We start from the raw sequence: 12,529 nt of genomic DNA on the forward strand, positions 1-12,529 counted from the left end.
GGGCTATGTCGTCGTGCCGTGCGGGCCGTTCAGTTGTTGCCGAAAGCGGTCTGCAACAGGTTGATCTGGGCCTGCACGCTGTTCTGATTGTCCGGCGCGAAGGTCTGGGCGTCCTGCGGGCGGTAGATTTCGCGGTCGAGCAGGGCGATGCGGTTCTGCAGGCGCAGCGAGCGCTCGATGAGGTCGCGGAAGGCTTCCGGCAGATCATTCCAGCCCGGCGCGGTCTTGTCGACGTTGAAGCTATCGAGGCGGACCTTGTTCTTTTCCGACAGCACCTGGTCGCGGTTCATCTCGCCATTGTTGACAGCTCGCTGGAGCAGCAGCCATGACGCCATCTGCATCAGGCGGGTGGTGAGGCGCATCGATTCTGCTGCATAAAGCACCGAGGCCATGCGCGGCAGGACCTTGGAGGCCTGGCGGCCGACGCCGTCGAGATAGCTTGCGGTTTCCTCGACGAGACCCATGCCCTCCGCGTACAGGGACTTGAATTGCGCCGACGACGCAACGTGGCCAGCAAAGCTGACGGTATTCAATCCTCTTTCGGACATGGTTTCATCCCTGTTGAACGCACGACTTGCAGGTAACGGAAGGTTGGCTCATTCGGTTCCGAGCCGCCTTTTTGATGTCTTGAGGATGATCCCATAACCTAATTCGCGCAAGGGCATTCTTAAGAAAGGGTTAATCTCCACAATTCTTTCGGGACAGTGCACAGGCGCGTGGTCGCGCAAATAAAAAAAGAGCCGCGGAAAGCGGCTCTCAAGGTAAAACAGGGAGAAAAATCAGACCGATACCCCGAAGGGAGAAAATGTCTGAACCCGGAAGAACCGGATGTGCTAGTAATAACGTGTAAGGCTTAATGGCCGGTTAACTCTATTGTTGTTTTGCCGCTTCCTGTGCTTTTTCGGCATGGCTGCGGCAAGGCTCGTGTCTAGCGGAACAGGCTTTCGGCCGCCGAGCGGCTGGCGCCCTTTTTCGCCTTCTCTGATTCGAGACGGGCGATTTCTTCTTTCAGAAGGTCGATTCGCGCGGAAAGCTCGTCGACGGACAAGAGCGAGAGATCGCTGCCGATCTCATGCGCGGTCTTCTTCACCGGGCGGTCGTCGTCGAAGAGGCTCATGCGGTCTCACCCTCTTGTTGCTCGTCGGCGGCTGCCTGGGTCTGGGGCAGGGCGCGCGGCGAAAGCTGAAGGCTTTCCGGCGTCGTCAGCGTGCCGGGATTGATGGTTGTATAGGCGTCGCGCATCTCGGCGGGCTTTGCCTTGCGGCGCTGGCTGCGGAAGATGGCGTAGGCGGTGATCAGGATATGCGCGCAGCAGGTGACGAAGAACAGGGCATAGGGACCTATCGCCGACATGACCGGGCCGCCGACCGTCGGGCCGATGATCGTGCCGATGCCGTAGAGCAGCAGCAGGCCGCCGGAAACCTTGACGAAGTCCTCGGGGCTGGCGAAGTCGTTGGCGTGGGAAACGGCGATGGGATAGAGCGCGTTCGCCATGGCACCGTAAAGGGCGGTCAGCACGAGCAGCACGGTGACATTGGCCGGCTGGAAGACGAAGAGCGCGAGGCCGGCGGCGGCGGCGATGGCCGAAAGCGTCGCCAGCACGATGCGCCGGTCGATACGGTCGGACATGCGGCCGGCCGGCAGCTGCATGACGGCGCCGGCGAAGATCGCCACGCTCATCATGGTGGCGATCATGCCGGAGGGAAGCCCGACCTGTGCGCCAAAGACGGCGCCGAGCGTGCCGAAGGCGCCGTTGGCAAGGCCGATCAGTACGATGCCGACGCAGGCGATCGGCGAGGTGCGGAAGAGGGCGGGGATATCGAGCCGCACCTGCTTCAGCGGCTGCGGCGAGGCGGCGGTGGAGAGTGTCGTCGGCAGCATGGCGAAGCAATAGAGGATGCCGGCGAACATGAAGAGGATTGGCGTCGTCACGTCGCCGAGCGCCACCGTCATCTGGCCGCCGACCGTGCCGATCAGCGTGATGGCGATGTAGAGCGAGAAGATCAGGCCGCGGCTCTCGTTGGTGGCGCGCTCGTTCAGCCAGCTTTCGATGATCATCGAGGTGCCGGCGATCGAGAAGCCCGTAATGGCGCGCAATGCGATCCACCAGAACGGATCGACGAGGATGCCGGTCAGAAGCGCGATGATGGCGATGAGCGAGGCGAAGCCCGAGAAGGCGCGCACATGGCCGATGCGCTTGACGATGGTGGGCGCCAGGAGGCAGCCGAGCACGAAGCCGGAAGCCCAGGAGGTGCCGAGCAGGCCGAGCATCGTCGTCTCATAGCCTTCGAAGGCGCCGCGCATGGGAAGCAGCAGGCCATGCAGGCCATTCCCGAGGAACAGGAACAGCGTGCCCATGAGCAGCGCGAAGACGGATATGAGGTTATTGCGCATGTGATTTCCGCAGGTTCGCCGATGCAATAGGAATAACGCGCCGCGCGCCGATTGCCAGATGCAAAGGCGACATGGTGCAGGATTTTCAACCCCTGCGCTGATCGCTTGGAAAAATGTCCCGGGTGTGACAGGAAGGGCGAAGAAGGGCCGTCATGTCGAAAATCCTCCCCGCTTTGCTGCTTGCCGCCATGCTGCTGCATATCATCCGCCCCATCGGTCTGCCGGGGCTGCGGCGGCGTGCGGATTTCTGGAAGATCGCGGTCGGCGCGATTGTGCTGATGATGCTGACGGTGCTCATCCGGCCGTAGGGGAGGAACAACAACCTCTCCTCCGTCATGCTCGGGCTTGACCCGAGCATCCATCCACACGGTACGTCCTCGCTTGCGGCTGTGGATCCTCGGGTCAAGCCCGAGGATGACGGAGGAGGGGACGGGTACTCACCGCGCTCCGAAACGCAAAAGGGCCACCCGAAGGTGGCCCCCATGAGGTTTGGTCCGGTGCGGACCCGGGTCTTAGGACCCGAAGGAAGGCGGGATCAGAACGAGGGCTGCCTCGTTTCGTTCACCACAATTCCCATGCCCGAAGCCAAGACCGAAATCTCATTAGACATTGGATCACCTTCCTTTCTGTTCGTTGACGTTACACAGAATGTAGGCGATCCCACGCCAAGCGCAAGACCCCGTCGTTATTTCTGCTGATGCAGGATATCGACGCCCGGCAGCGGCTTGCCTTCCATCCATTCCAGGAACGCGCCGCCGGCGGTCGAGACATAGGTGAAATCGTTGGCCACACCGGCATGGTTGAGGGCGGCGACCGTATCGCCGCCACCGGCGACGGAGACGAGCTTGCCGGCTTTGGTCTGTTCGGCCGCATGCTTGGCGGCAGCGACCGTCGCGGTGTCGAAGGGGGCGATTTCGAAGGCGCCGAGCGGGCCGTTCCAGACGAGCGTCGAAGCGCGCGAAATCCAGGCATTCACGGCCTCGATGGTCTTCGGGCCGACGTCGAGCATCATGGCGTCGGCCGGAATGGCGTTGACATCGACCACTTCGTTTTCGGCATTGGCCTTGAACTCGCGGGCGACGACGCCGTCTTCCGGCAGAACGATGGCGCAGGTCGCCGTGGCGGCCTCGATCATGATCTGCTTGGCGGTCTCGGCGAGGTCGTGCTCGCAGAGCGACTTGCCGACATTGGTGCCGCGGGCGGCGAGGAAGGTGTTTGCCATGCCGCCGCCGATGACAAGCGCGTCGACCTTCTTCACGAGGTTCATCAGCAGATCGATCTTGGTGGAGACCTTCGCGCCGCCGACGATGGCGACGACCGGGCGGTTCGGATTGCCGAGGCCTTTTTCAAGCGCTTCGAGTTCCGCCTGCATGGTGCGGCCGGCATAGGCGGGCAGGAGATGCGCGAGGCCCTCGGTCGAGGCATGCGCGCGGTGCGCGGCCGAGAACGCGTCGTTGACATAGATGTCGCCATTGGCGGCAAGCGCTGCGGTGAAATCAGGGTTGTTCTTCTCTTCGCCTTTGTGGAAGCGGGTGTTTTCGAGAAGCAGGATACCGCCATTGTCGAGGGCTGCGATAGCGGAGGCTGCCGTCTCGCCGATGCAGTCGGAGGCGAAGTTTACGGTGGTGCCGAGCACGTCGTTGACCGCCGGCAGAATCTGCTCCAGCGACATGTCGGCGACGACTTCACCCTTCGGACGGCCGAAATGGGCGAGCAGGATGACCTTGGCGCCCTTCCTGGACAGTTCTTGGATGGTGGGGGCGACGCGCTCGATGCGGGTCGCATCGGTGACCTTGCCGTCCTTGACGGGCACGTTGAGATCGACGCGGACGAGCACGCGCTTGCCGGCGATGTCGGTGAGATTGTCGAGGGTCTTGAAGGTCATGGCACGGCTCCTAGAGCAATTCCAGCAAAAGTGCGCAGCGGTTTTGCGTCCGGAATTGCGGAAAAACAAAGAGGTAAAGCGTTTTCGCGATTCGAAGAAAAGCGCAAATGCTCTAATGTGTCGTCTGGTCAAGAAAAAACACCCGGACATCGCTGTCCGGGTGTTTCGTGTTTCTGCTTAGATCAGCTTGCCGAAGGCAACGGCCGTGTCGGACATGCGGTTCGAGAAGCCCCATTCGTTGTCGTACCAGGACAGGATGCGAACGAGGTTGCCGTCGAGAACCTTGGTCTGGTCGGCAGCGAAGTTCGACGAGTTGCTGTCGTGGTTGAAGTCGATCGAAACCAGCGGGCCGGTGACGTAGTCGAGGATGCCCTTCAGTTCGCCTTCGGCGGCTTCCTTGATGGCAGCGTTGACTTCTTCAGCCGTTACGTTGCGCGACGGTACGAACTTCAGGTCGACGACCGAGACGTTCGGGGTCGGCACGCGGATGGCCGAACCGTCGAGCTTGCCCTTGAGCTGCGGCAGCACGAGGCCGACGGCCTTGGCAGCACCCGTCGAGGTCGGGATCATGGAGAGCGCTGCCGCGCGGGCGCGGTAGAGGTCCTTGTGCATCGTGTCGAGGGTCGGCTGATCACCCGTGTAGGAGTGGATCGTCGTCATGTAGCCCTTCTCGATGCCGAAGGCCTTGTCGAGAATGTAGGCGACGGGCGCCAGGCAGTTCGTCGTGCAGGATGCGTTCGAGATGACTCGGTCGTCCTTGGTCAGCGTGTTGTGGTTGACGCCGTAGACGATCGTCTTGTCGGCATTGTCGCACGGTGCGGAGACGATGACGCGCTTGGAGCCGTTGGCGAGATGCGCGCCGGCCTTTTCCTTCGTCGTGAACAGGCCGGTGCATTCCAGCGCGATGTCGACGTCGCCCCAGGGCAGTTCCTTCGGGTCGCGGATCGCAGTGACGCGGATCGGGCCGCGGCCGACGTCGATGGTGTCGCCGGAAACGGTGACGGTGCCCGGGAATTTGCCGTGGACGGAATCGTAGCGAACGAGGTGCGCGTTGGTCTCGACCGGGCCGAGGTCGTTGACGGCGACGACTTCGATGTCGGTGCGGCCGGATTCGACGATGGCGCGGAGCACGTTACGGCCGATGCGGCCAAAACCGTTGATGGCAACTTTCACAGTCATGTGGGGTCTCTCCCTATGGATAATCTCTTGGCGACGTCAGGGCGCGGCGGGAGGCCGCGCCCGACAGGCAATCAGGCGAGCTTGGCTTCCGCCGCGGCGACGACAGCTTCCGGCGTGATGCCGAAGTGCTTGTAGAGCTCCTTGTAGGGACCCGAGGCGCCGAAGGAGGACATGCCGATGAAGATGCCGTCCGAGCCGATGAAGTGATCCCAGCCCTGGCGGATGCCGGCTTCGACGGCGATCTTGACCGGCGAATTGCCGATGACCGCCTTCTGGTAGGCTTCCGGTTGCTCGGCGAAGAGCTCGACGCAGGGCACGGAGACGACGCGGGTCGAGATGCCCTTGGCCGACAGGGCCTGCTGGGCCTTCACGGCAATTTCGATTTCCGAGCCGGAAGCGAAGATCGTCACTTGCGCATCGCTGGCCGATACGAGGTCATAAGCACCGCGGGCGCAAAGGTTCTCTTCCTCATATTCCAGGCGAACCGGCATCAGGTTCTGGCGGGTCAGCGCGATGGCGGACGGGCGGTTGTGGCTTTCGAGCGCCAGCTGCCAGACTTCTGCCGTTTCCGTGGCGTCGGCCGGGCGGAAGACGAGCAGGTTCGGAATGGCGCGGAGTGCTGCCATGTGCTCGACGGGCTGGTGCGTCGGGCCGTCTTCGCCGAGGCCGATGGAATCGTGCGTCAGGACGTGGATGACGCGGATGCCCATCAGCGCGGCAAGGCGGATCGACGGGCGGCAATAGTCCGAGAAGATCAGGAAGCCACCGGAATAGGGGATCAGGCCGCCATGAAGTGCGATGCCGTTCATGGCGGCTGCCATGCCGTGCTCGCGCACGCCGTAGTGGACGTAGCGGCCGGAGAAGTCGGTCGGGGTGATCGACTTGGTCTGGCTCGTCTTGGTGTTGTTCGAGCCGGTTAGGTCGGCCGAGCCGCCGAGCGTTTCCAGGAGAACGCCGTTGATGACCTCAAGGGCATCTTCCGAGGCCTTGCGGGTGGCCGGGTTCGGCTTGGTTTCGGCGAGCTTCTTCTTGTAGGCCGAGATGGCCGAGTCGAGGCTGCTTTCGAGATCGCCGGCAAAGCGGCGGACGAACTGAGCCTTCTTCTCGGCATCCGTCTTCTCGAGGCGGGCGTCCCATTCCTTGTGAGCCTTGGCGGAGCGAAGGCCGGCCAGGCGCCAGGCGTCGAGCACGTCGGAGGGCACGACGAAGGCTTCCGATTCCCAGTTCAGCGCCTTGCGGGTGGCGGCGATTTCTTCCGCGCCGAGCGGCGAACCGTGCACCTTGTGCGTGCCGGCCTTGTTCGGGGCGCCGAAACCGATCGTCGTTTTGCAGGCGATCATGGTCGGCTTGTCGGACTTCTGGGCTTCCTCGATGGCAGCGGCGATCGCGTCCGGATCATGGCCGTCGATGGCGATGGTGTGCCACTGGCTGGCGCGGAAGCGGGCATGCTGGTCGGTCGAGTCGGCAATCGAGATCGGGCCATCGATCGAAATGTTGTTGTCGTCCCAGAAGACGATCAGCTTGTTGAGCTTCAGGTGGCCGGCAAGCGAGATGGCTTCCTGGCTGATGCCTTCCATGAGGCAGCCGTCACCGACAAGCGCGTAGGTGTAGTGCTCCATGAGGTCGGAACCGAACTCGTCGCGCAGCTTGCGCTCGGCGAGCGCCATGCCGACGGCATTGGCAATGCCCTGGCCGAGCGGACCGGTGGTCGTCTCGATGCCAGCGGCGTGGCCATATTCCGGGTGACCGGCCGTCTTGGCGCCAAGCTGGCGGAAATTCTTAATCTCGTCGATCGTGATGTCTTCGTAGCCCGTCAGATAGAGCAGCGAGTAGAGCAGCATCGAGCCGTGACCGGCCGACAGCACGAAACGGTCACGGTTCGGCCAGGACGGGGTCTTCGGATCGAAGGACAGGAAGCGGGTGAAAAGAACCGTTGCGATATCTGCTGCGCCCATGGGCAGGCCGGGGTGACCCGAGTTCGCCTTTTCCACGGCATCCATGGAAAGGAAGCGAATTGCGTTCGCCATCCGGTCGTGTTTTTCGCGAGAGATCATGACTGTTCCGTCTTCTTCGGAGTGTTGGGCCCGACACCTTTCTGAGCATCGGTTAGGAAGCGGGTGACACATAGCAGGTGCACCGTCGGAGTCAACGAATTCGGCGGTTTTTCCGGCATTTGAGGGCCGTTTCCGCCACCTTTTTCGGCCTTTGCGAAAAGCTGTCGCAGCCATTCTTTGCAACCCGCCGAACGGCTGATCCACAGCGGGTTTCCGGCGTTGCCGGTCGTGCTGTTGACGCTTATGCCCGCAGTTGAATACTGTCAAAGCGAGAGAACCGGCGCTGGCGGCGGCGATTCGCGTTTTTTGAGAGTGCCGGTGAAGGCTTTATGACCAACGGGGAAACAGTTCGGACGGCAATCGAGGAGCTTCGCAAGGCGCTCAGCAGTCTGGACAATGCGCTCGACATGCGCTTCGAGCGCGAGCGTGATCGCGGCGACGTGGAGGGCGAAGTGCGGCGTATCAACACCGACCGCTCGCGGCTCGCCCAGGAGCTCGACCAATCCGAATTCCGCGCCAACAGGCTGGAGGAGGTCAATCGCGAGGTCTCCCGCCGTCTCGTCACGGCCATGGAAACGATCCGGGCCGTGCTCGACCGCTAATCATCAGAAAGAATCCGCATGGCACAGGTAACGGTACAGATCGACGGCAAGGCCTATCGCATGGCGTGCGAGGAAGGCCAGGAAGCGCATCTCGAAGAGCTTGCCGCCGGCTTCGATCAATATGTCGGCCACCTGAAAAGCCAGTTCGGCGAGATCGGCGACCTGCGCCTGACCGTCATGGCCGGCATCATGGTGATGGACGAACTGAACGACGTAAAGCGCCGGCTCGGCAAGCTCGAAAAGGAAGCCGAAGACCTGCGCAAGGGCCGCGAAGGCGTGATGGGCGAGGTTTCGCGCAGCGAGGAGGCGATCGCCCAGGCGCTCGGCGATCTGACCAGCCAAATCCAGGGCATGGCCGCGAAACTGAATGGCAAGCCACCCGCCAACTGAAGCTGACGATTGCCACTGGCGAAAGACCTGCTTTCATCCTATATGTAAGTTGCGGTCTGCGCTTCCCGACAGGAACCACAATCCCTGGGGCCATACTCGATCCAAAGGGAGCTGTCCCTGGCCAGGCCCGTGGGCTTGGACATATGGCGCCCACCTACGTTTGTAGGCACCCAGGATCGTAAATCTCCATCGGTCGCCGTGGATCGCACTTTCCCTCTGCTATTTCAATGATTTCGACTGAATGGTGGCCGTTGGCACCGGTGTACAAATTGACCCAGTCGCCGCCCTCCCGCGATTATTGTTGAAGTTGACCGGCTCTTTTCCGATCTTCGTTTAGACGATGCCGTGCGGCTATCAGGTGGGCGATGAATACGCCGGCAAGTGCGCGTCAACGCGTATTGGCGCCACCATACGTCTTAGTTAATAGCGCCGGCTCCATCCAAGCGTATTATACAGGGATCGGCAGCATTCTATGCGCTCCATCAAATCCACAAATAGCGCTGTGTTTTGCCGATGGCGAAGGAGGCTTTCATGCACTCCAATTCCTTTCAGCCTGAAGAACTGACAGCTGTCAAAGCCGTATACGACAACATCGTCGCGCAAGACTGGTTCGACCAGACCGAGGAAGCGCGGTCGTCATTCGCGCGCTATCTGATCGACACATATTCAATTAGCGCGATCACATCCGAGCGGTTCCGCAAGATCGTGGAGTGCTCTGCGCGAGCACACTATAGCCGCAGAAGGTAGCCATCCGGGGGCGGAAGCAAAGGGACTCGGTTTCGCAAGGAGCCGGGTCCTTTTTTGAAGCTCCCGGGCATCTCGATTTCCGGGCATTGCGGCACCGCATGCTACTCCCCGCGCGATATCCAAGAGTTCTTAGCAGAAAGAGCGTGTATTGGTTTCCAGGGATCGAACCCTTCTTCTCAAATTTTGAGTTGTTCGATGCGCTGGAACGCGCCCTTGATGGTGCGGCTCTCGCCGCGGATCGGTTTGATGCGCATCAGCATGATCAGTTCGTCCGCATCATTGCGGCGAAGCTTGATGTCGAAGCTCTTGCCGGAATAGGTCTTTCGCGTTCCCCGCTTCCAGAAGCCTGCACCACCGGCAGTTTTTTCTCCTCCGGTTTCGGCGATGGCGGTCCAGTCGTTGTTTGCGATGATCTGCAGGGACGCGCCGGTCTGGCGGATGGTAATGCGGCAGCTTTGGCATTCTCCGGCATTCGAGGCGATCTGCTGCCATTCGCCATGGAATGTGTCTTCGGCGGCGGCTGGCGTGGCGAGGCTTGCCGTGCAAAACAAAATCATTGCTGCCAGAAAATGCCGCATGCCGGAATCCTTCACCACTTGGTTACGGTGTAATTTAGGCGTGCAAATCCCGCTTCGCGAGTCCCTCCGCAGGGTTTGGCCTTGCATGGTTAAGCGGGCAAAAAGAAAGGCCGCCCCGGGGGCGGCCTTCGTATTTCCAGGACTGTCGGCAAGCCTTAGGCGGCGGCCTTCAGTTCCTTGTCGATCATGGCGCGCAGGCTTCCGAGGTCCTTGGCGAAGGCGCGGATGCCTTCGGAAAGCTTTTCGGTGGCCATGGCGTCTTCGTTGAGCATCCAGCGGAAGGTCTTTTCGTCGATCTTGATCGGTGAGACCTTGGCGGCTTTTTCCGGCGAGAGCTTGCGCTCCAGCGTGCCGGTGGCGGCGTCGAGCTCTTCCAGCAAAGCGGGGCTGATCGTCAGGCGGTCGCAGCCGGCCAGCGCTTCGATTTCGCCGGTGTTGCGGAAGGAGGCGCCCATGACGATCGTGTTGATGCCGTTGGACTTGTAGTAGTCGTAGATCGCGCGGACCGACAGCACGCCCGGATCGTCTTCCGCCGTGAAGGTCTTGCCCGATGCCTTGACGTGCCAGTCGAGGATGCGGCCGACGAAGGGCGAAATGAGGAAGGCGCCGGCATCGGCGCAGGCGATGGCCTGGGCCTTGTTGAAGAGCAGCGTCAGGTTGCAGTCGATGCCGTCCTTCTGGAGGACTTCCGCGGCGCGGATGCCTTCCCAGGTCGAGGCGAGCTTTATGAGGATGCGGTCACGGGTGATGCCGCGGGCTTCATAGGCCTTGATGATCTCGCGGCCTTTGGCGACGGAGGCCTCGGTGTCGAAGGACAGGTCGGCGTCGACTTCCGTCGAGACGCGGCCGGGCACGAGTTCGGAGAGCGCTGCACCGACGGAGATGGCGAGGCGGTCGGCAACGGCCGAGACGACGCCATCGTGGTTTCCGCCCTGCGACTGGCCCCAGCGGACGGCTTCCGCCACCGTGTCGGCAAACATCGGCGTGCCGAGTGCCTTGAGCACGATCGTGGGGTTGGTGGTGCAATCGACCGGCTTCAGGCGGCGCACGGCTTCGATATCGCCGGTGTCAGCCACGACGGTCGTCATCGCGCGAAGTTGTTCAAGCTTGGACGTCATATCCGAAATCCCGAATGGTTGTTGCGGGGCCGTTTTCCGTTGGAAACGCCAGGCCCTCCTCCATGTTCCCTGTGAAAGCCCACCCGGCGACCGTGCTTCCTGTTTCAATCGCCGTATGGGCTGGCACACCCAATCTTCCGGCGGAATTCCGCCAGTTGATCCGAGGCGGACTATCATCGCTTCCGGGGATAAAAGTCAAGTACTTTTGCGTAATCTTGTGAACATATGTCGCATTTCTCGTTTGCTGTGCTAAGCTGCGTGCCAGAACGATTGCAGACAGATGGAGGCGACGTGGCCAGACTCCGGCGTGACACCCATACGGCCTATTCGGAATCGGCGGCTTTGCGGCTTCGCGCCGCCTGGCTCTATTACAATCAGGGCCTTACCCAGAAGGATGTGGCGGAGAAGATCGGCGTCAGCCGCACCACCGTCATCCGCATGCTCGACGAAGCGCTGAAGCGCTCGGAGGTACAGATCTGGATCAATGAAGGCGTCGGCGATTGCGTCGAGCTCGCCGTGCGGCTGGAAAAGGCCTACGGGCTGGACGAGGCCGTGGTGGTGCCGGCGGCCGATAGCGCGGAGGCGACGGCCAAGGGCGTCGGCCTGGCGCTCGGCCAGTTCCTGACGGAAGCCATTCCGGACGATTGCACCGTCGGGGTTGGCTGGGGGCGTACGCTCACGGCCTCGCTTGCCAGCTTTCGCCCGGCGCGGCGCGAGCGGGTCAAGGTGGTCTCGCTGCTCGGCGGCGTGGTCGAGGCGCACCATATCAACCCGATCGAATATACCTGGCGGCTGGCGAGCCAGCTCGGGGCGGAATGTTATCTCTTCCTCGCGCCGCTGCTCGTCGACTCCCGCGAGACCAAGCGCAGCCTCATCGAAAAATGCGGCCTCAGGACCCTGTTCGACCTCGCGGAAAACATGGATATCGCCGTCGTCAGCTGCGGCGATATCGGCCCGCGCGCCAGCTCCCTGTCGCGTGATTTCATCGCCCGGCACGAGCTGGAGGAGCTGATCGCGGCGGGCTGCGTCTGCGATACGATGTGCAATTTCCTCGATGCGGAGGGACACACGATCGACCACCCGATCCGCCATCGCGTCATGTCGATCGATCTCGATACAGTGAAGAAGGCGCGCCATATCGTGCTCGTCTCCGGCGGCGCGCATCGGGCGCCGGCCATTCGCGCCACCATCCGGCGCATCGGCTGCAACACGCTGATCACCGATGAGGGGGCTGCATTGGCAATGCTGCAGCTGGCGGAAGCCTCAGCCGCTGCTTGATGTTTTTCAAAGCAGATCGAGACGGATGGCGCGGGTGATGGCGCCGGTCACGTTGCGGGCTTCGAGCTTGTCGATGGCGCTACGCATCGCCTCCGCCACGCGCGGCATCGTCAGGTCGGTTTCGAGCACGATCTCGGCCGGTGTCCTGCCATGGGCGGCAAGGGAAAGGCACCGTCTTTCGATTTCGGTCAGTTCCGGCAGGCGGGAAAGATCATTGTCCGAGGGCATGCGCCCCGCTTAGGGGCTCGGTCCGCCGCCGCAAAGCGCAAGCTGTTTCAATGCTTAACGGGAGTCGGCGGTTTTT

At 61.9% G+C, this 12,529-nt stretch carries 14 protein-coding genes and 1 other RNA gene; 6 read left to right on the forward strand and 9 right to left on the reverse strand.

Features of this window, described 5'->3' with window-relative positions; genetic code table 11:
* Positions 1-29 precede the first annotated feature (29 nt).
* The 3 genes from ACOZK4_RS00400 to ACOZK4_RS00410 all read right to left on the reverse strand — a co-directional run bounded on the left by ACOZK4_RS00400 (position 30) and on the right by ACOZK4_RS00410 (position 2,394).
* Positions 30-548, reverse strand: coding sequence for a DUF1465 family protein (locus ACOZK4_RS00400; protein ID WP_313521992.1), 519 nt, complete (start codon positions 546-548; stop codon positions 30-32).
* Positions 549-928: 380 nt separating this feature from the next.
* Positions 929-1,117, reverse strand: coding sequence for a DUF1192 domain-containing protein (locus ACOZK4_RS00405; protein ID WP_313521994.1), 189 nt, complete (start codon positions 1,115-1,117; stop codon positions 929-931).
* A complete protein-coding gene (locus ACOZK4_RS00410) occupies positions 1,114-2,394 on the reverse strand; it encodes an MFS transporter (RefSeq protein ID WP_313521996.1) in 1,281 nt (426 codons plus the stop codon). The genes ACOZK4_RS00405 and ACOZK4_RS00410 overlap by 4 nt, the downstream gene beginning before the upstream one ends.
* 152 nt (positions 2,395-2,546) lie before the next feature.
* Here ACOZK4_RS00410 and ACOZK4_RS00415 point away from each other — a divergent pair, with 152 nt between their 5' ends.
* Positions 2,547-2,702: a hypothetical protein gene (locus ACOZK4_RS00415; protein ID WP_313521998.1), complete on the forward strand. Its 156-nt coding sequence runs from the start codon at positions 2,547-2,549 to the stop codon at positions 2,700-2,702.
* A gap of 377 nt (positions 2,703-3,079) precedes the next feature.
* Here the strand turns inward: ACOZK4_RS00415 and ACOZK4_RS00420 are convergent, their stop codons facing one another.
* The 3 genes from ACOZK4_RS00420 to tkt all read right to left on the reverse strand — a co-directional run bounded on the left by ACOZK4_RS00420 (position 3,080) and on the right by tkt (position 7,512).
* Positions 3,080-4,279: a phosphoglycerate kinase gene (locus ACOZK4_RS00420; RefSeq protein ID WP_313522000.1), complete on the reverse strand. Its 1,200-nt coding sequence runs from the start codon at positions 4,277-4,279 to the stop codon at positions 3,080-3,082.
* Positions 4,280-4,456: 177 nt separating this feature from the next.
* The gene (gene gap / locus ACOZK4_RS00425) at positions 4,457-5,458 is read right to left on the reverse strand and encodes a type I glyceraldehyde-3-phosphate dehydrogenase (RefSeq protein ID WP_244762401.1); all 1,002 of its coding nucleotides are present in this window, start codon (positions 5,456-5,458) and stop codon (positions 4,457-4,459) included.
* A 71-nt stretch (positions 5,459-5,529) separates the two neighbouring features.
* Positions 5,530-7,512: a transketolase gene (tkt, locus tag ACOZK4_RS00430; protein ID WP_421589863.1), complete on the reverse strand. Its 1,983-nt coding sequence runs from the start codon at positions 7,510-7,512 to the stop codon at positions 5,530-5,532.
* A gap of 329 nt (positions 7,513-7,841) precedes the next feature.
* On the opposite strand from tkt, the gene ACOZK4_RS00435 reads away from it, so the two are divergent.
* From ACOZK4_RS00435 to ACOZK4_RS00450, 4 genes are all read left to right on the forward strand, one after another.
* Positions 7,842-8,114, forward strand: a complete 273-nt coding sequence (locus ACOZK4_RS00435) for a DUF4164 domain-containing protein (RefSeq protein WP_313522006.1) — start codon at positions 7,842-7,844, stop codon at positions 8,112-8,114.
* A gap of 18 nt (positions 8,115-8,132) precedes the next feature.
* Positions 8,133-8,504, forward strand: a complete 372-nt coding sequence (locus tag ACOZK4_RS00440) for a cell division protein ZapA (protein ID WP_421589864.1) — start codon at positions 8,133-8,135, stop codon at positions 8,502-8,504.
* A gap of 50 nt (positions 8,505-8,554) precedes the next feature.
* Positions 8,555-8,713, forward strand: a non-coding RNA gene (gene ssrS / locus ACOZK4_RS00445) — 6S RNA.
* Positions 8,714-9,035: 322 nt separating this feature from the next.
* Positions 9,036-9,251 carry a hypothetical protein gene (locus tag ACOZK4_RS00450; RefSeq protein ID WP_313522010.1) on the forward strand — a complete coding sequence of 72 codons (216 nt, stop codon included), beginning with the start codon at positions 9,036-9,038 and terminating at the stop codon, positions 9,249-9,251.
* Positions 9,252-9,427: 176 nt separating this feature from the next.
* On the opposite strand, the gene ACOZK4_RS00455 is transcribed toward ACOZK4_RS00450, so the two are convergent.
* Positions 9,428-9,829 (reverse strand): hypothetical protein, encoded by a 402-nt coding sequence (locus tag ACOZK4_RS00455; protein ID WP_421589865.1) that lies wholly within the window; start codon positions 9,827-9,829, stop codon positions 9,428-9,430.
* Between the two features lie 155 nt (positions 9,830-9,984).
* Entirely contained in the window at positions 9,985-10,947 is a 963-nt protein-coding gene (tal, locus tag ACOZK4_RS00460; protein WP_421589866.1) for a transaldolase, read from the reverse strand.
* 291 nt (positions 10,948-11,238) lie between these two features.
* Between tal and ACOZK4_RS00465 the strand changes: the two genes are divergently transcribed.
* The gene (locus ACOZK4_RS00465; RefSeq protein WP_421589867.1) at positions 11,239-12,225 is read left to right on the forward strand and encodes a sugar-binding transcriptional regulator; all 987 of its coding nucleotides are present in this window, start codon (positions 11,239-11,241) and stop codon (positions 12,223-12,225) included.
* A gap of 6 nt (positions 12,226-12,231) precedes the next feature.
* Here the strand turns inward: ACOZK4_RS00465 and ACOZK4_RS00470 are convergent, their stop codons facing one another.
* Complete coding sequence (locus ACOZK4_RS00470; RefSeq protein ID WP_421589868.1) at positions 12,232-12,453, reverse strand: hypothetical protein; 222 nt, start codon at positions 12,451-12,453, stop codon at positions 12,232-12,234.
* Between the last annotated feature and the right edge of the window lie 76 nt (positions 12,454-12,529).

It is taken from the genome of Shinella sp. M27, assembly GCF_049199905.1.
Lineage (GTDB): Bacteria > Pseudomonadota > Alphaproteobacteria > Rhizobiales > Rhizobiaceae > Shinella.